16 protein-coding genes, 1 pseudogene and 1 riboswitch are annotated in these 24768 nt (G+C 70.7%); of the genes and pseudogenes, 11 read left to right on the forward strand and 6 right to left on the reverse strand.

From position 1 onward, the window contains the following. The first annotated feature begins 230 nt into the window (after positions 1 to 230). From ACSMXV_RS30030 to ACSMXV_RS30065, 8 genes are all read left to right on the forward strand, one after another. Positions 231 to 2474: a WD40/YVTN/BNR-like repeat-containing protein gene (locus ACSMXV_RS30030; protein WP_473174285.1), complete on the forward strand. Its 2244-nt coding sequence runs from the start codon at positions 231 to 233 to the stop codon at positions 2472 to 2474. Positions 2475 to 2548: 74 nt separating this feature from the next. Beyond that, positions 2549 to 4573: a beta-galactosidase gene (locus tag ACSMXV_RS30035; RefSeq protein WP_473174286.1), complete on the forward strand. Its 2025-nt coding sequence runs from the start codon at positions 2549 to 2551 to the stop codon at positions 4571 to 4573. Between the two features lie 137 nt (positions 4574 to 4710). Next, positions 4711 to 6999 (forward strand): glycosyl hydrolase family 95 catalytic domain-containing protein, encoded by a 2289-nt coding sequence (locus ACSMXV_RS30040; RefSeq protein WP_473179106.1) that lies wholly within the window; start codon positions 4711 to 4713, stop codon positions 6997 to 6999. A 44-nt stretch (positions 7000 to 7043) separates the two neighbouring features. Then, the gene (locus ACSMXV_RS30045; protein WP_473174287.1) at positions 7044 to 7757 is read left to right on the forward strand and encodes a glycoside hydrolase family 12 protein; all 714 of its coding nucleotides are present in this window, start codon (positions 7044 to 7046) and stop codon (positions 7755 to 7757) included. 70 nt (positions 7758 to 7827) lie between these two features. Next, a complete protein-coding gene (locus ACSMXV_RS30050; protein WP_473174288.1) occupies positions 7828 to 9744 on the forward strand; it encodes an ABC transporter ATP-binding protein in 1917 nt (638 codons plus the stop codon). Between the two features lie 31 nt (positions 9745 to 9775). Then, positions 9776 to 11569, forward strand: coding sequence for an ABC transporter ATP-binding protein (locus tag ACSMXV_RS30055; protein ID WP_473174289.1), 1794 nt, complete (start codon positions 9776 to 9778; stop codon positions 11567 to 11569). A gap of 97 nt (positions 11570 to 11666) precedes the next feature. Beyond that, positions 11667 to 11753: riboswitch (ZMP/ZTP riboswitch) on the forward strand. A 22-nt stretch (positions 11754 to 11775) separates the two neighbouring features. Beyond that, positions 11776 to 12636: a bifunctional 5,10-methylenetetrahydrofolate dehydrogenase/5,10-methenyltetrahydrofolate cyclohydrolase gene (locus tag ACSMXV_RS30060; RefSeq protein WP_473174290.1), complete on the forward strand. Its 861-nt coding sequence runs from the start codon at positions 11776 to 11778 to the stop codon at positions 12634 to 12636. Between the two features lie 127 nt (positions 12637 to 12763). Next, positions 12764 to 13420 carry a class I SAM-dependent methyltransferase gene (locus tag ACSMXV_RS30065; protein WP_473174291.1) on the forward strand — a complete coding sequence of 219 codons (657 nt, stop codon included), beginning with the start codon at positions 12764 to 12766 and terminating at the stop codon, positions 13418 to 13420. 114 nt (positions 13421 to 13534) lie between these two features. Here the strand turns inward: ACSMXV_RS30065 and ACSMXV_RS30070 are convergent, their stop codons facing one another. Together ACSMXV_RS30070 and ACSMXV_RS30075 are read right to left on the reverse strand one after the other, a co-directional pair. Continuing rightward, positions 13535 to 15589: a glycoside hydrolase family 31 protein gene (locus ACSMXV_RS30070; RefSeq protein WP_473174292.1), complete on the reverse strand. Its 2055-nt coding sequence runs from the start codon at positions 15587 to 15589 to the stop codon at positions 13535 to 13537. 254 nt (positions 15590 to 15843) lie between these two features. Then, positions 15844 to 16857, reverse strand: coding sequence for a LacI family DNA-binding transcriptional regulator (locus tag ACSMXV_RS30075; protein WP_473174293.1), 1014 nt, complete (start codon positions 16855 to 16857; stop codon positions 15844 to 15846). Positions 16858 to 17038: 181 nt separating this feature from the next. Here ACSMXV_RS30075 and ACSMXV_RS30080 point away from each other — a divergent pair, with 181 nt between their 5' ends. The 3 genes and pseudogenes from ACSMXV_RS30080 to ACSMXV_RS30090 form a co-directional block, all read left to right on the forward strand. Next, complete coding sequence (locus ACSMXV_RS30080; RefSeq protein ID WP_473174294.1) at positions 17039 to 17215, forward strand: hypothetical protein; 177 nt, start codon at positions 17039 to 17041, stop codon at positions 17213 to 17215. Between the two features lie 205 nt (positions 17216 to 17420). Beyond that, entirely contained in the window at positions 17421 to 19376 is a 1956-nt protein-coding gene (locus tag ACSMXV_RS30085) for an acyl-CoA dehydrogenase family protein (protein WP_473174295.1), read from the forward strand. A gap of 340 nt (positions 19377 to 19716) precedes the next feature. Further along, positions 19717 to 19869: pseudogene (locus ACSMXV_RS30090) on the forward strand (arabinofuranosyltransferase); the annotation flags it as partial. Between the two features lie 155 nt (positions 19870 to 20024). Here the strand turns inward: ACSMXV_RS30090 and ACSMXV_RS30095 are convergent. The 4 genes from ACSMXV_RS30095 to dxr form a co-directional block, all read right to left on the reverse strand. Beyond that, on the reverse strand, positions 20025 to 20582 hold the full coding sequence (locus tag ACSMXV_RS30095) for a transposase (RefSeq protein ID WP_473174296.1): 558 nt from the start codon (positions 20580 to 20582) through the stop codon (positions 20025 to 20027). Between the two features lie 48 nt (positions 20583 to 20630). Further along, positions 20631 to 21947 carry a recombinase family protein gene (locus ACSMXV_RS30100; RefSeq protein WP_473174297.1) on the reverse strand — a complete coding sequence of 439 codons (1317 nt, stop codon included), beginning with the start codon at positions 21945 to 21947 and terminating at the stop codon, positions 20631 to 20633. Positions 21948 to 22140: 193 nt separating this feature from the next. Further along, complete coding sequence (locus ACSMXV_RS30105) at positions 22141 to 23448, reverse strand: M50 family metallopeptidase (RefSeq protein WP_473174298.1); 1308 nt, start codon at positions 23446 to 23448, stop codon at positions 22141 to 22143. Next, on the reverse strand, positions 23445 to 24722 hold the full coding sequence (gene dxr / locus ACSMXV_RS30110; RefSeq protein WP_473174299.1) for a 1-deoxy-D-xylulose-5-phosphate reductoisomerase: 1278 nt from the start codon (positions 24720 to 24722) through the stop codon (positions 23445 to 23447). The genes ACSMXV_RS30105 and dxr overlap by 4 nt, the downstream gene beginning before the upstream one ends. Positions 24723 to 24768 lie beyond the last annotated feature (46 nt).

Genomic DNA, 24768 nt, shown 5'->3' on the forward strand with positions numbered 1-24768 from the left:
CCGCCGTGTCCGGCCGCGCCTGTCACCGGCCGGCCACGGCGGGCACCAACTCCGCGCCGCGGCGGGCCCCTATCCCCGCAACGGCGTGGCCCCCTCCCACCATGACGCCCGGCTCCCCGGCCGGCTGTCTGTCGCCGCGATCTCGGAACTCCCCGTTCCAGATCCACCCTCCCCCCAGGTTCAGGTTCATCAGGCTCCTCCGCTCCTCCCCGCACAGAACGAGGTATGTCATGAGCACGCACCGCCTGAGCAGACGCACCGTCCTTGCCGGGACAGCCGCCTCGGCTGCACTCACCGCCGTTCCCGCCTTCCAGGGCAGCGCGTATGCGGCCACCAAGGCCCCCGCTGCCGCCGCATCGACGGATGACACCGGGAACCCGTACCGCTGGCGCAACGCCGTCATCGGCGGCACCGGCTTCATCAGCGGCGTGCTGTTCCACCCCTCCGTGCGCGGCCTCGCCTACGCCCGTACGGACATCGGCGGTGCCTACCGCTGGGACGACGCCACGAGCCAGTGGGTGCCGCTCACCGACCACATCGGCTGGGACGACTGGAACCTGCTTGGCGTCGAGGCGATCGCCGTCGACCGGGCCCACCCGGACCGTGTGTACCTAGCCGTCGGCACGTACGCCCAGTCGTGGGCGGGCAACGGCGCCGTACTGCGCTCCGACGACCGCGGGGCCACCTGGACGCGCACCGATCTGACCGTGAAGCTCGGCGCCAATGAGGACGGACGCGGCGCCGGTGAGCGACTCCTCGTCGACCCGCGCGACAGCGGCACCCTGTGGCTCGGCACCCGCCACGACGGTCTGCTCAAGTCCACCGACCGCGGCGCGACCTGGGCCTCCGCCGACTTCCCGGCGCAGGCGAACGCCTCGGGCCAGGGCGTCATGTTCCTCGCAGCGGCGGGGCGCACTCTGTATGCCGGCTGGGGAGACGGCGACGGCAGCGCGACCGCCACGGCCCTGTACCGCACGACCTCGTCCGGCGGCTGGGAGGCCGTGCCCGGCCAGCCCACCGGGATCGCCGCCAAGGTGCCGATCCGCGCCGCGTACGACTCCACCACGCGAGAGCTGTACGTCACCTACGCCGACACCCCCGGCCCGAACGGCCACTCCACCGGCTCGGTCCACAAGCTGAACACCGCGACCGGCAAGTGGACCGAGGTCACGCCAGTGAAGCCCGGCGGCACCACGGCCGACGGCTCCAAGGACACCTTCGGCTACGGCGGGGTGGCCGTGGACGTCTGCCGCCCCGGCACCGTCGTCGTCTCCACCAACAACCGCTGGGCGGCCGTCGACACCCTGTTCCGGTCCACCGACCGCGGCCGTACCTGGACGTCCCTCAAGGACGCTGCTGTCTTCGACGTGTCCGAGACTCCTTATCTGAAGTGGGGCGAGGAAAAGCCCAAGTTCGGCTGGTGGATCCAGGCCGTGGGCATCGACCCGTACGACTCGAAGCACATCGTGTTCGGGACAGGCGCGACGCTCTATGCGACCCGGGACCTGAAGAACTGGGCACCGCAGATCCGCGGCCTGGAGGAGACCTCCGTGCGCCAGCTGATCTCGCCCCCGGCCGGGGATGCGCACCTGCTCAGCGGGCTCGGGGACATCGGCGTGATGTACCACGAGCTGCTCGCGGCGTCTCCGTCGCGCGGCATGGCGGCGAACCCCGTGTTCGGGACGGCGACGGGACTCGCGCTGGCCGCGGCCAAGCCGTCGTACGTCGTGCGGACGGGCTGGGGCGACAAGGGCAACGGCGCGTACTCGAACGACGGCGGGCAGACCTGGGCGCCCTTCGCGGCCCAGCCCGACATCGCCAAGAGCGCTCCGGGACCGATCGCCACCAGCGCCGACGGCTCGACGCTGCTGTGGACGTTCGTGCACTGGGACGGCACCAAGTACGCCGCGCACCGCTCCACGGACAACGGCGCGACCTGGACCGAGGTCTCCTCCTTCCCGAAGGGCGCCACGCCGGTCGCCGACCCGGCCGACCCGACGCGCTTCTACGCGTACGACACCGACACAGGAACGCTATACGCGAGCACTGACAGCGGCGCCTCGTTCACCGCCCGTGCGACCGGACTGCCCTCCGGCGACAGCCAGTTCAAGATTGCCGCGGCTCCCGGCCGCAGCGGCGACCTGTGGCTCTCGGCCAAGTGGAACGGCCTCTACCGCTCCACCGACGGCGGCGCCTCCTTCACGAAGGTGACCAGTTGCTGGGCCTCGTACGCGCTCGGCTTCGGCAAGGCGGCCGACGGCGCCGACTACCCGGCGATCTACCAGGTCGGCGCCACGGAGGCGATCACCGCCGTCTACCGCTCCGACGACGAGGCCAAGACCTGGATCCGCATCAACGACGACGCCCACCAGTGGGGCTGGATCGGTGAGGTCATCGCCGGCGACCCCCGCATCCACGGCCGGGTCTACCTCGGCACCAACGGCCGCGGCATCCAGTACGGAGACCCGGCCTGACACCCCGCCCGGCGGCGTGACCCCAGACGCCCAGCGTGACCCCCGACGCCCAGCGTGTACGGAGAACCTTCCTTATGACCCGCCCGACGCCCCCCTCAACGCCCGCCGCCGGATCCGGTACACCGGACCGGCCCACCCTCGCCGACACCACGCGCGGACGCGTCCTCTTCGGAGGCGACTACAACCCCGAGCAGTGGCCCGAGGAGACCTGGCACGAGGACGTGCGCCTCATGCGCGAGGCCGGCGTCAACTCCGTCACGCTGGGTGTCTTCTCCTGGGCGAAGCTCGAACCACGCCCGGGTGCACGGGAGTTCGGCTGGCTCGACCGCCTGATGGACCTCATGCACGAGAACGGCATCGGGGTCGTCCTGGCGACCCCGACCTCCTCGCCCCCGCCGTGGATGGGCCGCCTCCACCCCGAGACGCTGCCCCGCGACGAGAACGGCCAGACCGAGTGGTGGGGCTCCCGCCAGCACTTCTCGCACTCCAGCGCCACCTACCGCCGGTACGCCGCCGCCATCACCGAGGACCTGGCCGCCCGCTACGGCAGCCACCCCGCCCTCACGATGTGGCACATCAACAACGAGTACTGCACCTACGACTGGGGCGACGAGGCGGCCACCACCTTCCGCCGCTGGCTGCAGGACAAGTACGGCACGCTCGACGCCCTCAACACCGCCTGGGGCACCGCCTTCTGGAGCCAGGGCTACGGCAGCTGGGACGAGATCCTCCCGCCCCGCCGCGCCCACTACATGAAGAACCCCACCCATGTGCTCGACTTCAAGCGCTACACCTCCGACATGCTCCTGGAGTGCTACGTCGCCGAGCGCGACATCGTCCGCCGGCACACCCCGCACATCCCGGTCACCGCCAACTTCATGCCGTTCTGGATGGGCCAGGACGCCTGGAAGTGGGCCGAGGAAGAGGACGCCGTCTCGGTCGACATCTACCCGGACCCGCGTGACCCCTTCGGCGGCCAGAACGGTGCGCTGATCCAGGACATGACGCGCTCACAGGCGCGCGGCGGTCCGTGGATGGTCATGGAGCAGGCTGCCGGACCCGTCAACTGGCGGGGCGTCAACCACCCGAAGCCGCGCGGCCTCAACCGCCTGTGGTCGCTCCAGGCCGTCGCCCGCGGCGCCGACGCCGTCTGCTACTTCCAGTGGCGCCAGTCCCGGCAGGGCTCGGAGAAGTTCCACTCCGGGATGGTCAGCCACGCGGGGGAGCAGGGCCGTACCTTCCAGGAGGTCAAGCAGATCGGTGCCGAACTGGCCCGTATCAGCGGCGAGGTGACCGGCACGCGCGTGCCCGCCGATGTCGCGATCCTGCACGACTGGAACGCCTGGTGGGCGGGCCAGCAGGACGGCCGGCTCTCCTCCCGGGTCGACTACCAGGACGTCGTACGCGCCTGGCACCGCGCCCTGTGGGAGGCCAACACGACGGCCGCCTTCGCCCACCCCGAGCACGACCTCTCCGCGTACAAGCTGGTCGTCGTGCCGCAGCTGTATCTGCTCACCGACGCGGCGATCGACAACCTGGTGGAGTACGTGCAGCGGGGCGGCACCCTCGTCTGCGGCTTCCAGACCGGTGTCGCCGACGAGGACGACCGGGTGCGCACGGGTGGCATGGACGCGCGGCTGCGGGAGCTCTTCGGCATCCGGATCCTGCACGAGTGGTGGCCCCTGGACGCGGGCGAGACCGTGGAGGCCGAGGGCTTCCGCGGCACGCTCTGGTCCGAGGAGCTGGAGGCCGGGGACGCCGACGCCGTCACTCCGTACAAGGGCGGTGAGCTCGACGGCCTCCCGGCCGTGCTGCGCAAGGGCCGCGCCTGGTACGTCTCCACGCTCCCGGAGCCCGAGGCGCTGCGCGATCTGCTGGCGCGGGTGGCCGCCGAGGCAGGCGTACGGCCGGTGCTCGAGGGCCTCCCGGCCGGGGTGGAGGCGGTCCGCCGGGGCGAGTTGCTCTTCGTCCTCAACCACGGGCGCGAGCCGGTCACGGTCGAGGTGCCCGCCGGCACGCACCGCGATCTCCTCACCGGCGAGGCCGTCGAGGGGTCGCTGGAGCTGGAGCGGTACGGGGTGGCGGTGTTGGCGCCGTGAACGGACCGCAGGAGACGCGCGACACGCGCGCGCCGCAGACCGGGGACGGCACGCGCGCGTGGGAGGTCACGGACGGCACGCACGCGTGGCAGGTCGCACACGGCACGCACGCGTGGCGCGCCGGAACCTGGGAGCCGATGCCCGCCGACCGCTGGGAGGACGCCTTCCTGAGCGGGAACGGGCGGCACGGCGCCATGGTGTTCGGTGATCCGGACGATGACCGGGTCATCGTCAATCACCACACGCTCGTCCGCCCCAACGGCAGTGAGCACGGCCGCCCTCCGCAGCTCGCCGCCGAACTCGCCGCTCTCCAGGACCGGCTGCTCGCCGGCGACACGACGGCCGCCGAGCGCTTCACCGACGGCCGCGGCCTGATGTGGGTGCAGCCCTTCCACCCGGCCTTCCAGGTACGGCTGCGCCGACCGGCCGGTGAGCGGCCGGTCGGCGAACGGCGCCGCTACCGGCGCTCCGTCGACTTCACCACCGGGGTCGCCGATGCCGCCTGCGCGGACTGGCGCAGCCGCGTCTTCGTCTCCCGCGCGGACGACGTCATCGTCCAGTACGTCACGGGACCGGGCCCCACCCTGGACATCTCCCTCGACCACCGTCTCCCCGGCGCCCCGGCCGGTCTGTCGGTCGGTCATGGGGCTGCGCTCACCCGCGAGGGTGCCCTGCTGACCCTCCGCGCCCGCTACCCCGACAGCGACCGCGCGTACACCGGCGTGACCCTCGTCGTGCCCGCAGGCGGGCGCCCGACCGTGGAGCCGCCGGGTGTGCGCGTCGAGGACGCGGAAGCCGTACTGCTCCTCACGCGCGTGCACCGCCACACCGGTGAACTCGACGTCCTCGCAGAGGCCGAGGCCCTACGCGCCCTGCTGCTCGACCCCGGCCCCGAGCCCGGCCCCGAGCCCGGCCCCGGCCTGCCGCCGGACGGCAGCCTCGCCGACGCCGCCGAGGCCCACCTCCTCGGTCTGGACAGCACCTACACCCACCTTCTCGCCCGCCACACCGCCCTCCACCGCCCCGCCTACGAACGCGTCTCCCTCCGCCTCGGCACCCCCGAGGACGACCCCGACCACGGCATCGCCGGCTCCGAGCTGATCCGCCGCCCCAAGAGCCCGGCCCTCCTGGAGCGGCTCTTCGCGGCGGGCCGCTACCACCTGCTGTCGGCGAGCGGCATGCTGCCGCCACGCCTGACCGGCCTGTGGACGGGTGACTGGAACACCGGGTGGTCCGGGGCGTTCACCAACGACGCCAACCTCAACCTGCAGACCGCATCCGCGGCGGCCGGGGCCCTGCCCGAGGTCACGGAGGCGCAGGCCACCCTGGTATACGCCCAGCTGCCGGACTGGCGGGACAACGCCCGCGCGATCTTCGGCACACGAGGCGTCGTCGCGCCCGCGCACACCGACGGCGAGTCGGGGCACACGTACCACTTCAGCCGCGAGTACCCCCTCCACCTGTGGACGGCGGGCGCCGACTGGCTGCTGAAGCCTCTCGTCGACCACGACGAGACCCGCGGCGAACAGGACCCGCGCCTGGCCGCGGCGCTCGCCGAAGTGGCGTACTTCTACGAGGACTTCCTCACGCGCACCGCCCCGGACGGGCACCTCGTCATCGTCCCCTCCTACTCCCCGGAGAACCGGCCCGCGAACGCGAGCTGGGGCACCCTCAACGCCGCCATGGACCTCTCCGCGGCCCGCCACGCCCTGCTCACCGCAGCCGCTTACCACCCCGGCACCCCCGACGCCGACCGCTGGCGCGCCCTCGCCGACCGGCTCCCACCACACCGCGTCAACGGTGACGGCGCGATCGCCGAATGGGCGTGGCCGGGCCTGGACGACTCCTACGACCACCGGCACCTCAGCCACCTCTACGGCGTCTGGCCGCTGGACGAGATCAACCCCTACGACACCCCCGACCTCGCCGCGGCCGCCCACCGAGCCCTCGAACTCCGCGGCGCCGAGAACGACTCCGCACACGGCCACCTCCACCACGCCCTGATCGCGGCCCGACTGCGGGACGGCGAGCGTGCCGAAGCCGCCCTGGGCCAGGTCCTGGCCGGCGACTTCTTCCACGCCTCGCTGATGACCGCGCACTACCCGGCCCGCGACGTCTACAACGCGGACGCCGCCCACACGCTCCCCGCGCTGGTCATCGAGATGCTGGTCCAGTCGACACCGGACCGGCTCGTCCTCCTGCCCGCGCTTCCCGACGCGTACGAGAGCGGCCAACTCCTCGGCGTACGGACCCGCTTCGGCGCCGAAGTCGACCTCACCTGGGGCCCGGACGGCGCCACCGCCGTGATCCGCCCCACCCGCAGCGTCCGCGTCGACCTGCGGACGCCCTCCCGGACTTCCACCGGCGCGCGCCCGCTCTCGCTGCGCGCCGGGGAAGACCGCGTCCTCACTCTGGAGGCGCGGTAGATCGAAGAACTCAGCAAATCCCCCCACCCATGGAAAGGGACACCATGGCACGACGCACACTGAGCAAGATCAGCAAGGCCCTGCTGGCCCCCGCGCTCGCGCTCGGCGCCACGATCGGCCTCGCCGCCGCCCCCGCCCAGGCCGCCGTCTGGAACTCCTGCGACCAGTGGGGCAACACCACGCTGAACGGCTACACGCTCTACAACAACATCTGGGGCTCCGGCGCCGGCAGCCAGTGCATCTGGGCCAACTCCGGTACCAATTGGGGCGTCTGGGCCGACCACCCCAACACCGGCGGCATCAAGTCCTACCCCAACTCCAAGAAGGTGATCAACAAGTCGATCACCTCGCTCGGCTCGCTCAGCAGCAGCTACAACGTCACGGTCCCGTCCTCCGGCGCGTACAACACCTCGTACGACATCTGGGACACCGACTACGACTACGAGATCATGCTCTGGGTGAACTACAACGGCGCCGTCGGCCCGCTCGGCACCTCGCAGGGCAACGTCACCCTCGGCGGCCACACCTGGACCGTCTACAAGGGCAACAACGGCGCCAACGAGGTGTTCTCGTTCCTGCGCACCTCGGACTCCAACTCCGGAACCGTCAACATCCTTCCGATCCTGAAGTGGATCAAGGACACCAAGGGCTGGATGGGCAACGAGACCATCGGCGACGTCCAGTTCGGCTACGAGATCACTTCGTCGTCGGGCGGGCTGGACTTCCAGACCAACAACCTGACCGTCTCCAGTAGCTGAGCCGATTCGACGGCCTCACGCCCTGACGGCCGGAAAATTCAGCGGCACGGCACCACAGCACCACGGCACCATGGAGCACCGCGAAAGGGAGCCGGTCCCGCCCGGGGCCGGCTCCACCCCCACCGGAACCCGCGAGGTGACTCTGCTGACCGGCCCACTGCCGCGGCGCATCATGCTGCTCCGCCCGCTCCGCACCGTCCCCCGCCCCCTGCTGGCGGGGCTTTCGCTGCTCCTGCTCGCCCAGGCCCTGCTGCCCGCGGCCACCGCCCTCGCCATGGGGCAGCTCATCGGCCGCGCCGAGCGGCTGACCGGCGACGGAGTCCTCGGCGGTCTCCTCTGGCCACTGGCCGCCTTCACCGTCCTCCTCCTCGCCGCGCATCTCCTCGAGTCGTTCATCGAGCCCCTGGACTGGCTGCTCAAGGCACGGATCGTCGGCGCACACCGGGCCGCGCTGCTGCGCCGGGCCGTCTCCGTCCCCACCATCGGCGGTCTGGAGCAGCCAAGGACCCAGCAGCTCGTCCAGGCCGCGTCAGCGGACCCCGAGAACTGGACCGAGCGGACCCCGGCCGACGGCGCGGCCGCTCAGCTGCGATTCATCACGGCCGCGTGCGGCTTCGTCGCCTCGTCCGCCGTGCTGGCCGCCTTCGCGTGGTGGGCGGTGCCCGTGATCCTGCTGCCCGTCGTCGCGCTGCGCATCCGCTTCGTACGCCGTTTCGCGGAGCTGATCCGGCAGTGGCTGACCCGCGCCGACCGCGCCCAGCAGGGCGGGGTGTGGGCCGAGGCGCTGACGTCGCCGAGCGCTGGGAAGGACGTGCGCACCTTCGGCCTGGCCGGGTGGATGCTCGCCGAGCAGCGGCGTCATCTGATGGGCATGTTCGAGCCGTTGTGGCGCAGGACCGTCCACACGTCGTGGGAGAACATCGGGCACGGTCTCGTCGTCCTCGTCTGCCTGCTCGCGGTGTTCGTACCGGCAGCGGCGGGCGGTGCGGACGGCACACAGTCGGTGGCCGTCGCCACAGCCGTGCTGAGCGCGGGCTGGGCGCTGGTGAGCCTCGTCGACTACGCCGACGGGCGCGATGTCGCCGGGGCGGAGGCCGCGCTGGAAGCCACCGCGGAGCTGGAGAAGCTCCTGCCGGTGCCCGTGCCGCGCCAGGGAGACCAACCCGTCCACGAAGGCCCCCTCCACGTCCGCTTCGAGGGCGTCTCCTTCCGTTACCCCGGCACCGAGCGCACCGTCCTCGACGCCCTCGACCTGGACATCCGCCCCGGCGAACTCCTCGCCGTCGTCGGCCTCAACGGCGCAGGGAAATCCACGCTCATCAAGCTGCTCTCCGGCCTGTACGAGCCGACCGGCGGGCGCCTCACCGCGAACGGCACCGACCTGGCCGACCTCGCGCCCGACGCCTGGCGCCGCCGCATCTCGGTCGTCTTCCAGGACTCCGTACGCTACGAACTCTCCGCCGCCGACAACGTGACGCTCGGCCAGGCCGCCGTCCCCCGCGACGACACCGCCCTGGCAGCGGCCGCCCGCGACGCGGGTCTGACCGCCGTCCTGGAGCGGCTGCCGCATGGCTGGGACACCCCGCTCGCCCGCTCCCGCACCGACGGCGTCGACCTCTCCGGCGGACAGTGGCAGCAGGTCGTCCTGGCCCGCGCGCTCTACGCCGTGCACACCGGCGCCCGCATCCTCGTGCTCGACGAGCCGACCGCCCACCTCGACGTACGCACCGAGTTCGACGTCTTCGACCGGCTCGCCCGCGCCCGCGGCGACGACACCTCCGTCGTCCTCATCTCGCACCGCCTGTCCACCGTCCGCCAGGCTGACCGGATCGTGCTGCTCGACGGCGGCCGCATCACCGAGTCCGGCAGCCACGACGAACTGATCGCACGGCAGGGCGCGTACGCCGAGATGTTCGCAATCCAGGCCGAACGCTTCCGGCGCGGCCACGAGGACCGCATCGAGGAAGGCGAGTACGGCATTGAGTGAGGACGAGAACGGCAAGAAGGGGGCAGTACCGGTGAGGCGCACACTCGTGCTGTGGCGTGAGCTCTTCGCGCTCTCCTGGCGCCGCATCCCCGCCGCTACCGCGGCGACCCTCTCCGTACTGCTACTCGGCGTGCCCGCCACCACCGGCATCGCGCTCTCCCTGCGCACCGCCGTGGACGGCATCACGACCGGCGACCACGATGCGGCGGTCCTCGGCGCGGTCTGGGCGGCATGCGCATACGCCGCGACCCGCACCCTGAACCACACCGGCCGCTCCCTGATGATCATGTCGACCGAGAAGATCGGGCTGACGGACGTCCACGAGGGCATCCTCCGCGACATCGCGACGCTGGAGGGCCTGGAGCACCTGGAGCGCACGGACTATCTGGACCGGGTCACCACGGTCCGCACCTCCGCCTGGGCCATCGTGGCGAGCATGTGGAGCGCGATCGCGATCTTCACGGACGTGCTCCAACTCGTCGTCCTTCTCCTGCTGCTGGGCACGGTCAGCCCCTGGCTGCTGCTCCTGCTGCCCGCCGCCGCACTCCCGCTGTGGGCCAACGCCCGCGGCCAGCGGCTGGTCAACGCCGCCGAGACCGACACAGCCGAGTCCCACCGCCTCCAGCGCCATCTGTTCAAGCTGGGCACGCGCGCCGCGACCGGCAAGGAGCTCAGGGTGGCGGGCGCGGGGGAGGAGATCGTACGGCGCCAGAACGCGGCCTTCCGTGAGGTGGTGGACGGCCGCTACCGGGCCCGTATGCGTGCGGCATGGCTGCGGGCGGCCGGCTGGACGGTGTTCACGCTCGGCTTCGGCGGGGGCCTCGCGCTCGTCGGCCACCGCACGGCACAGGGCCTTGGCACCCCCGGCGACCTGGTGCTGACCATCACGGTCGCGGCGGCGCTGCGCCAGTCCGTGCAGCAGGCGGTGATGCGCGCGGCCGGGGCGATCGACGCGATGCGGCTGATCGGCCCGTACCTGTGGCTGCGCTCGTACGCCGCCGGGCAGCGGGCCCGTACGACTGGCACCACCCCCACCCCGGACGCGCTGCGCGAGGGCATCACCCTGACCGACGTGTCGTACGTCTATCCGGGCACGGAACGCCGCGCGCTGGACGGGATCAGCGTCACGCTGCCCGCCGGTGCCGTGGTCGCGGTGGTCGGCGAGTTCGGCTCCGGCAAGACGACGCTGGTGAAGCTGCTGTCGAAGTTCTACCGGCCCGACGAGGGCCGGATCACCGTGGACGGTACCGATCTCGCCGATCTCGACACGGACGCATGGCGGGCCCGGACCAGCGCCGCGTACCAGGACTTCGGGCGCTTCCACACCGTGTTCGCCCAGACGGTCGGACTCGGCGACCTCCCGCACATCGACGACCGCGAGCGCATCGCGGAGGCGGTCCGCGCGGCCGACGCGGAGAGCCTGGTCGCCCGCCTCCCGGACGGCCTGGACACCCAGCTCGGCCGCGAACTGGGCGGCGTCGACCTGTCCGAGGGCCAGTGGCAGAAGACCGCGCTCGCCCGCGCCTCCATGCGCCCCGACCCGCTCCTCTTCGTCCTCGACGAACCCACGGCCTCCCTCGACTCCCCGAGCGAACAGGCCATCTTCCAGCGCTACATGGACCGCGCCCGCACCCTTGCCGACCGCACCGGCGCCGTGACGGTCATCGTCTCCCACCGCTTCTCGACCGTGAGCGGCGCCGACCTGATCCTCGTCCTCGACAAGGGCATCCTGGCGGAGTACGGCACGCACGAGGAACTGCTGGCGTTCGGCGGCCGATACGCGGATCTGTACGGCATCCAGGCGACGGCGTATGCGGCGTCCTGAGCCGCGGAACGCTCGAATCGCCCGCGCACCAGGCGGCGTCCGCGCGCTGCCGGTACGGCACAACCCAGGGGGGCGAGACTCGCATCCACTACAGTGCGCCGTGGGCCGTGACTGGCGCTGAGGTGGAGCACCACCGTGGAGCGGTCTGACGAGAGCGTCGATGCCGTGCGCCTGGGCGAGTGGTCGATCACGCCTGGGAGGCGAAGATGTCCCCGACTCAGACGGCCCAGCTCATGGACGGCACCGGACTCGCCCGGCGCATCGTCGAAGAGACCACCACCAAGGCGGCGGAGGTCGCACAACGCACGGGATTCGCGCCGTGCCTGGCGACGGTGCTGGTGGGCGACGACCCCGCGTCGGTCACGTACGTCCGCATGAAGCGGGCCCGCTGCGCGAAGGCCGGCATCCAGTCCCGCCACATCGGGTTGCCCGCCACCACCACGACCGCCGAACTGGTCGACACGCTGGCCGCCCTCTCTCGCGACCCCCAAGTCCACGGCATCCTGCTGCAGCACCCGGTCGGGCCGGGCATCGACGAGCGGGCGGCGTTCGAGGCCATCGCTCCGGAGAAGGACGTCGACGGCGTCACCATGCACTCCTTCGGCACGATGAGTTTCGGACTGCCCGGCTTCGTGTCGTGCACCCCCGGCGGGATCATGCGGCTGCTGGACGAGTACGGCGTCGAACTCGCTGGCAACCACGCCGTCGTGGTCGGCCGCAGCGCGATCCTCGGCAAACCGGTCGGGATGCTCCTGCTCGCACAGGATGCCACGGTGACGTACTGCCATTCCCGCACCGCGGACCTGCCCGCGATCGTCCGCGAAGCGGACATCGTGGTGGCGGCGGTGGGTCGCCCCCGGCTGATCCGCGGCGAGGACATCAAGCCCGGCGCGGTGGTGATCGACGCGGGATACAACCCGGGCAACATCGGCGACGTCGACTTCGACACCGCCCGCACTCGCGCAGGTCTGATCACTCCGGTCCCCGGCGGAGTAGGACCGATGACCATCGCCGTCCTGCTGGAGCAGACCGTGGAAGCCGCCGAGCAGCAGCTCGGAATCCGGTGACGCCGACGTCATCCTGAGCAGCGGCCCAGCCGGATGGTTGGGCCCAGGGTGGAGCCCCCTTGCCCGGATTCGAACCGGTTCTCCAGGACGTTCACGCAAGGGCCCCACGGCCTGGTGGGATGGCGGCATGACAACGCTGCCGCACCGAGCGCTGCAAGCCCTCCACCGGTTCAATGCCGCTCACCCATGGGACCACAACGCCCACTACCACCGATGGATACTGAGACAGCTCCCGAAACACTGCGACCGGGCCCTCGACGTCGGCTCCGGTACTGGCGACCTGGCCAGGCTCCTGGCCACACGCGCCAAGGAGGTGCACGGAATCGACGCCGATCCGGTCATCGTCGGCCGGGCACGGGAGCTGACTCCTCCGGCCGCCCCGGTGACGTTCTCCGTCGCAGACGCGCTGACCGGGATCCCCGCCGGTTCCTACGACGTCATCACGTGTGTCGCCGTCATCCACCACCTGCAGTTCACCGACGCGCTCACCCACTTCCGTCGGCACCTGGCACCCGGAGGAACGCTGGTGGTCGTCGGACTGGCTCGCGCCGAGACCCTTGGCGACCACCTGCTCGGTGTCGCCGCCATCCCGATGAACGTCGCCATGGGCTGGTTCAAGAACAGGGGCCGCACGGCACCACGGCCGGCCTCGATGACCGCCCGTACCCGACCTGCGGACATGAGCTTCCCCGACGTCGTCCGCGAAGCGCGCCACGTCCTGCCGGGCGCACGGCTGCGTCGCCGGCTGTTCTGGCGCTACACGTTGGTGTGGCACCAGCGTTGAGCGGTCAGGCCGCGAAGCTGCGCCCTGCGGCCGGCCGGACAAGGGATCGGGAAGGCGCGCACGCTTGGAGTGAGGGCGGCCGCTCCCCGAAGTGACGACCGCCCTCCTACGCGGCTACTCCGCCACCGGAAGCCGCGCCCCGTCCCGCAGGAACAGCGGGATCCGGTCCAGTGGGGCGTCGACCGTGACGGTCGCGCCGCCCTCGTACTCCTCGCCCGTCCAGGCGTCCGTCCAGCGGGCGCCCGCTGGGAGGTACACCGTCCACTCCGTCGCGCCCGCCGTCAGTACCGGTGCCACCAGCAGATCCGGGCCGAAGAGGTACGCGTCGGCCACCGACCAGGCCTTCTCGTCCTCGGGGAACTCGAGGAACAGCGGGCGCATCACCGGCAGGCCCTCCTCGTGGGCGGCGCGCATGGCATCCAGGACGTACGGCTTGAGGCGTTCGCGCAGGTGCAGGTACTTCTCGAGGATCGCGGCGGCCTCCTCGCCGTACGACCACACCTCGTTCGGGCCGCCCGTCATGTCCGGGCCGAGCGGCATGCCCGGGTCGCGGAAGCCGTGCAGGCGCATCAGCGGCGACAGGGCGCCGAACTGGAACCAGCGGACCATCACCTCCTGGTACGCGGGGTCGTTCGGGTCGCCGCCGTGGAAGCCGCCGATGTCGGTGTTCCACCACGGGATGCCGGACAGCGCGGTGTTGAGGCCTGCCGCGATCTGGCGGCGCAGGGTCGCGAAGTCGGTGCCGATGTCGCCGGACCACAGGGCGGCGCCGTAGCGCTGGCTGCCCGCCCACGCGGAGCGGTTGAGGGTGACCACCTCGGTCTCGCCCGCGGTGTGCATGCCCTCGTAGAAGGTGCGGGCGTTCTCGCGCGGGTAGAGGTTGCCGACCTCCAGGCCCGGGCCCGCGTGGTAGCGCAGGTTCTCGGCGTAGTGCGGCTTGAGTTCCGGCTCGCAGGCGTCCAGCCAGAAGGCGCGGATGCCGTACGGCTCGAGGTAGTTGTCGCGCACCCGCGACCACACGAACTCGCGGGCCTCCGGGTTGGTGGCGTCGTAGAAGGCCACCTGGACCGTGGACGCGACCTCCTTGTCGGGCCAGTCGGCATGTGCCATCGGGCTGTACTGGGTGCCGATGAAGTAGCCCTTCTGCTCCATCAGCTGGTGGTTCTCGCTGAGGGGCGACACCGACGGCCAGACCGACACGACCAGCTTGATGCCGAGCGTCTCCAGCTCCCGCACCATCGCCGCCGGGTCCGGCCACTCCGCCGGGTCGAACTTCCACTCGCCCAGATGCGTCCAGTGGAAGAAGTCGCAGACGATCGCGGAGATCGGCAGGCCGCGCCGCTTGTACTCCCGCGCCACGGCGAGCAGTTCGTCCTGCGTGCGGTAGCGCAGCTTGCACTGCCAGAAGCCGGCGGCCCACTCGGGCAGCATCGGCGTACGGCCGGTGGCGGCGCTGTAGCGGCGCTGGGCGTCGGCCGGGGTGCCCGCCGTGATCCAGTAGTCGATCTGGCGGGCTGAGTCGGCGACCCAGCGCGTGCCGTTGCCGGCCAGCTCGACGCGGCCGATCGCCGGGCTGTTCCACAGCAGCGTGTAGCCGCGGCTCGAGGTGAGCACCGGGATGGTCACCTCGGCGTTGCGCTGCACCAGATCCAGGACGGTGCCCTTCTGGTCGAACCGCCCGTGCTGGTGCTGCCCGAGGCCGTACAGCTTCTCGCCCTCGTACGCGCTGAAGCGCTGCTCGAGGCGGTGGTGGCCGTTGCCGGTCGGGGTGTAGAGGCGCGGGCCGGGCCACCAGAAGTGGGCGCGCTCCTCGGCGAGCAGTTCGGTGCCGTCGTCGGTACGGGCGAAGCGGATCTGCCCCTCGGCGCTGACGTGCGCGGTGATCGCGCCGACGGTCAGCTCCCCCTCGTCGTCGCCGATCTTGACCGCCACCGCCTGGGCGGGCTCAGGGTCGTCGATGAGTGCGCCGGGCAGCCCTTCGAGGACGGGGCCGCCGAGCCGGGCGCGGACGCGGATCGCGTCCGGGCCCCAGGGCTCGAGGCGTACGGTCTCCTGGCGTCCGCTCCACTCCAGGGCACCGTCACGCTCGCGGAACGTGCCGATGGTGGGGGACGACTGGGCCAGGCTGGGGGAGCCCTCTCCGGGCTGGGGCACGGCAGGCTGGTTCACGGCGGGTGCTCCTGAGGGAGTGGTGTGACGGCTGGTGTGCTGTGACGGCTCGTGCGATGTGACGGCTGGTGTGGTGACAGGCCGGCCTGGCGGGAGCCATGCCGGGGAGTGGCGGGGGCAGCGGGGACAAGGCGCTCGGGCCCTCGCTGATAGGGCGCAGGTCGCTTGTTCGGGCCGCGCTCCGGGGGCCCAAGGTGCTGCGGGGGCTGTTCCGGGGTCCTGCCGGTGCTCCGGGGAAGGCTGGGCCCCGAGGCTCAGCTCGTGGCCGGGGCCGGGCCCGAGCTGGCCCGTACGGTCAGTTCCGGCGGGAGCAGCACGACCTCGTCCGTGCCATGCCCCTCGAGCTTGGCGACCAGGAGTTCCACGGCGCGCCGCCCCATCTCCTGCGCGGGGATGGCGACCGAGGTGAGGCGCACCGAGGCCTGCATGGCGAGCTGGTCCGGGCAGATCGCGACCACCGACACGTCCTCGGGAACGGCGCGGCCGCTCTGGCGCAGCAGCGCGAGCAGCGGTTCGACCGCGGACTCGTTCTGCACGACGAACCCGGTGGTGGACGGACGCTCGTCGAAGATCCGGGCCAGGGTCACCGACATCGCGTCGTAGCCGCCCTCGCAGGGCCGGTGCAGCAGCCGCACGCCGAGCTCGCGGGAGCGGCTGCGCAGGCCGTCGAGGGTCCGCTCGGCGAATCCGGTGTGCCGCTCGTACACTCCGGGCGCCTCACCGATGACAGCGATATCGCGGTGGCCGAGCTTGGCCAGATGTTCGAGGCACAGGGCGCCCGTCGCCCCGAAATCGAGGTCGACGCAGGTGAGGCCGGTCGTGTCGGCGGGCAGGCCGATGAGCACGGACGGCCGGTCCGTACCGCGCAGCAACGGCAGCCGCTCGTCGTCGAGCTCGACGTCCATGGGGATCATCGCGTCCGCGAGCCCGCTGCCGGTGACGCGGCGTACGGCGTCGGGCCCCTCCTCGCCGGTCAGCAGCAGTACGTCGTACCCGTGCGCACGGGCCGTTGTGGCGACGGCGATGGCGATCTCCATCATCACCGGCATATACATGTCGGTACGCAGCGGAATCATCAGCGCAATGATGTTCGAGCGGCTGCTTGCCAGGGCCCGGGCCCCCGCGTTGGGGTGGTAGCCGAGCTCCTGGATGCTCCGCTCGACGCGCTGCCGCGTGCCGGCGGAGATGGACCGCTTGCCGCTGAGGACATAGCTCACCGTGCTCGCCGACACTCCGGCGTGCTGGGCGACCTCGGCGAGGGTGACCATCCAGCTCTCCAAGCGTTGGTTTGAAGCGCTTCGACAACGGGCGCTGCGGACAGGACTGCGGGATGAGGGTGATCCGACAGTAGCCCGACGGCCAGGGGGTGTCCATAGGTTGTCGAAGCGCTTCGACAAGGAGTTTGAACCCCGTAACCGAGTCCGACATGCGGGCCCACACCTTCTGATCGTGCGGGTCTCCGACACCACCACGGCGACGTTGAACCTCGACGACTTCGCGCAGGCCCTGGCCCGCCGGAAGCTGCTCGGCAAGGACAAGTATCTCTCCGGTGTCGAGGCCGGCACGGAGGTGTTCAAGGGGGCCGGGCGGCTGGACACGAAGGCGTACTCGGTGGACGTCGGCTGACCGCCGCGGGGCGCCGCGCGCGGCGCCCCGTTCCCCGGACGCGAGTCGCCCCGTTCCCCGGACGCGAGGCGCCCCGTTCCCCCGAACGGTGCGCGAGGGCTGGTGGGGGCCCGGCATATCGGGTACATACGAACGAGTAGCACTGGTCGGTAACCGACCGGACAATCGATCTCAATCGACCCCACTGCGCGGCGAGGTGAGCCTCATGTCCGCACCAACCAAGAAGCCGACCGTCACCACGAAGCCGACCGTCACCGAACGCGAAGCCCGCCAGGTGGCCGAGGCGGCGCGTGAGCAGGACTGGCGCAAGCCCAGCTTCGCCAAGGAACTCTTCCTCGGCCGCTTTCGGCTGGATCTCATCCACCCCCATCCGACGCCCCCCGACGAGGACGCCCAGCGCGGTGAGGAGTTCCTGGCCAAGCTGCGCGACTTCTGCGAGACGAAGATCGACTCCACCCGTATCGAGCGGGAGTCCCAGATCCCCGACGAGGTGATCCAGGGGCTCAAGGAGCTCGGCGCGCTCGGCATGAAGATCGACACCAAGTACGGCGGCCTCGGTCTCACCCAGGTGTACTACAACAAGGCGCTCGCCCTGGCCGGCTCCGCGAGCCCGGCGATCGGCGCGCTGCTGTCCGCGCACCAGTCGATCGGCGTACCGCAGCCGCTGAAACTGTTCGGCACCCAGGAGCAGAAGGACACCTTCCTGCCGCGCTGCGCCCGCACGGACATCTCGGCCTTCCTGCTGACGGAACCCGACGTCGGCTCGGACCCCGCCCGCCTGGCCACCACCGCGGTGCCCGACGGCGACGACTACGTCCTGGACGGCGTGAAGCTGTGGACGACCAACGGCGTCGTCGCCGACCTGCTGGTCGTCATGGCGCGCGTACCGAAGTCCGATGGCCACAAGGGAGGCATCACGGCTTTCGTCGTGGAGGCCGGATCCGAGGGCATCACGGTCGAGAACCGCAACGCGTTCATGGGCCTGCGCGGCATCGAGAACGGCGTCACCCGCTTCCATCAGGTCCGGGTTCCCGCGGCCAACCGCATCGGCCCCGAGGGCGCCGGACTGAAGATCGCGCTCACCACACTGAACACCGGCCGCCTCTCCCTGCCCGCCATGTGTGCGGGCGCCGGCAAGTGGTGCCTGAAGATAGCCCGCGAGTGGTCGGCCGCCCGCGAGCAGTGGGGCAAGCCCATCGCCCACCACGAGGCCGTCGGCTCGAAGATCTCCTTCATCGCGGCGACGACCTTCGCCCTGGAGGCCGTACTGGACCTGTCGAGCCAGATGGCCGACGAAAACCGCAACGACATCCGCATCGAAGCGGCACTGGCCAAGCTCTACGGTTCCGAGATGGCCTGGCTGATGGCCGACGAGCTCGTCCAGATCCGCGGCGGCCGCGGCTTCGAGACGGCCGCGTCCCTCGCGGCCCGCGGCGAGCGGGCAGTCCCTGCCGAGCAGATCCTCCGCGACCTGCGCATCAACCGGATCTTCGAGGGCTCCACGGAGATCATGCACCTGCTGATCGCCCGTGAGGCGGTCGACGCCCACCTGTCGGTCGCCGGAGATCTGATCGACCCCGAGAAGTCCCTCTCCGACAAGGCGAAGGCGGGCGCGAAGGCCGGCGGATTCTACGCACGCTGGCTGCCGAAACTCGTCGCCGGACCGGGCCAGCTCCCGCGCGCATACGCGGACTTCCACCCGGCGGGCCACGTGGACCTCTCGACGCATCTGCGCTACGTCGAGCGGTCGGCCCGCAAGCTCGCCCGCTCCACGTTCTACGCCATGTCCCGCTGGCAGGGCCGCATGGAGACCAAGCAGGGCTTCCTCAGCCGGATCGTCGACATCGGCGCCGAACTGTTCGCGATGAGCGCGGCCTGCGTACGGGCGGAGATGCTGCGGAACACCGAGGGGTACGGCCGCGAGGCCTACCAGCTCGCCGACGCCTTCTGCCGCCAGTCCCGCATCCGCGTCGACGAACTCTTCGCACGCCTGTGGAACAACACCGACGACCTGGACCGCAAGGTGGTCAAGGGCGTCATGAGCGGCATGTACACCTGGCTGGAGTCCGGCATCGTCGACCCCTCGGGCGAGGGCCCGTGGATCGCGGACGCCACGCCTGGGCCGGCGCGACGGGAGAACGTGCACCGGCCGATCCGCTGACGGGATCCCCGTCAACGGATCGTCGGCGTCCGGTTCAGGGCCCGGTGGGCGAGGCGGTGCGCAACGCTGCCGCCTCGCCCGGCGGCCCGTACGGTGAGCCGGTACTTCTGGCGCGGGCCACGCGCGCGTGCCGTCGCCCTCGTGGGACTCGTCGGCGCCGTCTCCGTGGCCCAGGCCGCCCCCGAGATGCTGCGCCACGAGATCGACAAGGCATACGCCCTGCGCTACCCGGCCGACCACCCCGCAACGCCCCCGCGCTGGAACGGGTCCTCGGCGCCCACCTGCCCGGACTCGCCGCCGCCATCGAGGAACTCACGCACAAACCCCGCAGGACCTAGTCGTGCTCGCCGACGACCACCGCCTCACGGCCTGCTTCCCCTACTGGACCTTCACCACCGCCGAACCCGTCTACGCCAATCCGCTCGCCGACGGAGCGGGCCGCACCGCCGCGGTGGAGCGCTGGTCCCGGCTCACCGACCAGGACGCCTTCACACGCGCCCTCGACACCTCGCCGTACCGCGCCCCCGACGTCTTCGTCATGCACCGGCTCAAGGACGGGTACGGGAACGAGCTCGGCCGGGACGGCAGGACCGCGGCACGTCCGAGGTCGGCCTGCTCACAGCACAACTATGGCGTCACAACCGCCGCTCAAGCCGCAGACGACCCCTCTCGTGGGCGGTCTGTGGAGGTGGCCGGTGCGAAGCCCTTGATGTCGATCCGATACGGCGGCAGGTTCAGCTCCTGGCGCAGAACGGCCCCTGCAGCGTCGCGGTTGAGCGCACTTACGATCTCCTGCCAGGTGCCGTCCTCGAACCAGCGGAGTTGGCGCGCCTTGAGCTTGCTGGGCGTGCCGTACTTCTCTGGAAGGTCTCGCCAAAGGATGTCGCGCCGCAGCCGGTGCAGCATGCCGCACAGAGCCTGGCGGAGATCAAGCGCCGAGCGGAAGTGGTGGGCGCCGTAGCGTCGGCGCAGCAGGGCCTCGATCCGATCCCACTGGGCATCCGTCGGGTCATCCGGCACCGGCGTCCCTGTCTCCTGGTGCCAAGCCCTCATACGACACTGCCAGCCTTCGCGGTATCGGAAGGTACCGTCCACCACAGACACCATGACAGCCATCGCCTCCAGCAGCTTCCTCTGGTCACTGCTGGGCAAGGAACCGATGTCCGCCGCAGAGGTGGTCAGCGTCCGCCAGATACGGCTCCGCACACCGGCCTCCACCCGTCGGCGCTCAAGTTCCTGCTCCCACTCGCCCGCTTACCGCCGGATATCAAGCAGTACCTCTAGATTGCGCCTCAACTGGGCGGACCCCAGCTGAGACACCTCGAAGGCCGATCCGAATCGCGATTCCAGGAGGACCACCGCTTCCTCGCACTGCCCGATCAGCGAGTCCAGCCGCTCGATCTGCCTCCGGTGCGCAGTCGGCGGAGGCGGTACCTCGAGATCCACAAACGTCCGCAGATGATCCGCGGCCACCGGCGTCTGTGCAAGGTAACGATTGACGGCCTCCCACACCGCCACTTCCACTGCCTCCGCCGCCAGGAAGACGCAGCCGCATGATGGCCTTCCATGGATGCCACGGCAGACGTACGTCCGCTGCTGATTCTTGGACCGGCGGAAGCCGACATAACGCTGGCCGCACCAGCCACGGATGTACCCGCTCAGCGGGTACTCCGACGTGGCATTGCGACGCGGCCGCCGGAACGCGTCGAGGGCGTCCTTAACCTGCACGATGCGATCACGGTCGAGAATGGTCGGTACGACGATGCTCACCGTCCGGCCGTGTTCCGGCGCACCATGCTCGTCGAGACGGGTCCCGTGCCGGCCCCACTGACGATCGACCCGCCGGAACACCGACTCGCCCGTGAAGGCCGCACTCTGAAGGCGCCGCGCAAGGTTGGCCCGGCTCCACGGCACTCCACTTCGTGTCGGAACACCCCGGGCGTTCAGTTCGTTCGCCGCATCACCAAGGCTGAGACCACGATTCGCAATCAGCTCGGCGATGACGTGAACACCAGCGGCCTCGCTCGGTTCGATCTCCAGCCCCGTCACGGCCGTGTCGTACTTCACGACGCGATAGCCATACGGAGCAGGCCCGCCGGGCCAGTTACCCGATTCAGCCGCCAGTTGCCTACCGCTCTGCGTGCGGTCGCGAATACCGTAGAAGTCACGCTCCACGGCCTCCGCCTGTTCCGCCACAGCCAGCAGTTCGGGAAGGGAATCCCCCGAAACTCGCCCAGCGCACGTCAGCACGTCTGCTCCGGCATCCTCCAGCTGCCACAGGCAGCGCCAGATGGCGGAGCGCGTCCGGCCCAACCGATCCAGGCGGTGCACCATCACCGTGTCCGCCCGTCCGTCCTTGACGTCACGGAGGAGTCGTGTCAGACCGGGACGGTCCTCCAGTGATCCGGAAGCAGCGATGTCACGGTAGGAGCCGACGAGGCTCCAGCCAGGCTGATGGCCGACGTACTCGCGCACCGCATGCTCTTGCGCCGTGAGGCCGTGCCGCTGTCTTTTGGTGGAGACCCTGACGTAACAAGCAACCTTGCGGCAGGTCTGGATCTCGACGCGCATGGACGCGCCAGTATCGTGCTGCATGTCAGTCCCTTCACGACTGGCCAGACCCCGGGGTGTTGGCGCACCGCCGGGGTCGTCTACGAGCAGGGGGACCGTACAGCCACTCGACAACGAGGCACACGACAGAGGTGGGTTCGTTCACCACAAAGGGTGGTGAACGAACCCACCTCTTCGATGCTGGCCTGGCGGCTCAGCCGCTCAAGCGCACTGGGTTAACAACATCTGCAACTAGGACCAACAGGGTAAAGCAGACAAACACCCCAGCCACCACGTAGGCAACGGGCATCAGCTTCGCGACGTCGAACGGGCCCGGGTCGGGCCGCCGCAGCAGCTTCGCCGTGTTGCGGCGCAGGGACTCCCACAGGGCGCCCGCGATGTGACCGCCGTCGAGCGGCAACAGCGGCAGCATGTTGAACAGGAACAACGACAGGTTGAACCCCGCGACGAGGAACAGCATCATCGCGATCTGGTTCTCCGGCGGGATGTCCAGCGTGAACACCTCGCCGCCGACCCGTGCCGCGCCGACGACCCCCATCGGGGAGTCGGGCTCGCGCGGGCCGTCGCCGAACGCCGCGTCCCACAGGGCGGGGATCTTGGAGGGCAGCGAGATCAGCGACTCGACGCCGTTCTCCATCATGTCGCCCATGCGGTCCACGGACTGGCCGAAGGACTGCTGGACGATGCCGGACGCGGGCGTGAAGCCGAGGAAGCCCGCGTACACGTACTTGCCCTCGACGTAGCCGCCCTCGCCGTCGGTCTTGCTGACCTGGTTCTTGATCAGGTGCGTCTCGAGGTCCTGCCGCTTGCCGTCGCGCTCGACGGTGATCGTGACGTCCTTGCCGGGGTTGGCACGGATGTCGGCCTGCAGCGCGGACCAGTCCTCCACGGGCCTGCCGTCGAAGGCGACGATCTTGTCGCCCGCCTTGAGGCCCGCCGCCTTCGCGGGCGCCGCCTTGTCGCCCTTCTCACAGGTCGTGCGGTTCTCGCTCTGCTCGATGACGCAGTCGGAGACCTTGCCGACCGTGGTGGTCTGGGTCTGGACGCCGAAGGTCATCATCACGCCGAGGAAGATCGCCACGGCCAGGACGAGGTTCATGAAGGGGCCCGCGAACATGACGATGACCCTCTTCCACGGCTTGCGCGTGTAGAAGAGGCGGGTCTCGTCGCCGGGCCTGAGCTCCTCGAACGCCGCCGACCTGGCGTCCTCGATCATGCCGCGCCAGGGCGAGGTCGAGCGGGCCTCCAGGCGGCCGTCCTTGCCGGGCGGGAACATCCCGATCATGCGGATGTAGCCGCCGAGCGGGATGGCCTTGATGCCGTACTCGGTCTCGCCCTTCTTGCGGGACCAGATGGTGGGGCCGAAGCCCACCATGTACTGCGGCACACGGATCCCGAAGAGCTTCGCGGTCGACAGATGTCCCAGCTCGTGCCAGGCGATCGAGATCAGCAGCCCGATCGCGAAGACGACTATGCCGAGGATCATCATCAGGGTCGTCATGCACGAGCCTCCGCGGTCGTCCGTGTCGCTTGGGTAGCCTTCGCCGTCAGTTCACGGGCCCGGGCGCGCGCCCAGGTCTCCGCATCGAGGACGTCCGCGACGGTGAGCGAAGTTCCCGTACGCGGCGTGGCGTGCTCGGCGACGACCTGCGTAACGGTCTCCATGATCCCGAGGTACGGCAGGGCGCCGTTCAGGAACGCGTCCACGCACTCCTCGTTTGCCGCATTGAACACCGCCGGAGCCGTGCCCGCGAGCTCGCCGACATGCCGGGCGAGCCCCACCGCGGGGAACGCCTCCTCGTCGAGGGGGAAGAACTCCCAGCTCGACGCCTTCGTCCAGTCGAACGCTGGTGCTGCGTCCGGCACCCGCTCGGGCCAGCCGAGGCCGATCGCGATGGGCCCGCGCATGTCGGGCGGGGTTGCCTGGGCCAGCGTCGATCCGTCCGTGAACTCCACCATCGAGTGGACATACGACTGCGGGTGCACGACCACCTCAATGCGATCGAAGGGAATGTCGTACAGCAGATGCGCCTCGATGACCTCGAGCCCCTTGTTGACCAGGGTCGAGGAGTTGATGGTGATCACCGGGCCCATGGCCCAGGTGGGGTGCGCCAGGGCGTCCTCGGGCGTGACCTTCGCGAGCTCCGCCTTCGTACGCCCCCGGAAGGGGCCGCCCGACGCGGTGACGACGAGCTTGCGTACATCCGCGCGCGTGCCGGCCGCCAGCGCCTGGAAGAGCGCGGCGTGCTCGGAGTCGACGGGGATGATCTGCCCCGGCTTGGCGAGCGCCTTGACCAGCGGGCCGCCGACGATCAGTGACTCCTTGTTGGCGAGCGCGAGGGTGCGGCCGGCTTCGAGAGCGGCGAGGGTCGGGGCCAGCCCGATGGATCCGGTGATCCCGTTCAGCACGGTGTGGCAGTCGGACGCGGCGAGCTGGGTGGCCGCGTCGGGTCCGGCCAGGATCTCCGGGAGCGGCTCCCCTGCCCCGTACTGGTTGCTCAGGGCCTCCCGCAGCGCGGGGACGACGTCCTCGCGCGCGACCGCGACCGTGCGCACCCGCAGCTGCCTGGCCTGCTCGGCCAGCAGCCCGACCCGTCCGCCTGCGGCGGAGAGTCCGGTGACCCGGAAGCGGTCGGGATTGCGCAGCACGAGGTCGATGGCCTGGGTGCCGATCGAACCCGTGGAGCCGAGGATGACGATGTCCCGGGGGCCGTCTGCGACGACGGGGTCGAAGACGAGATGCGGGTCGGCAAGGGGGGCTGGGCTGTCGCTCATGCCCCCATTGTGTCCGCAAGGGCCCTGGGGTGGGACAGGGCGCCTG

It is taken from the genome of Streptomyces sp. DSM 42067 (assembly GCF_055792885.1).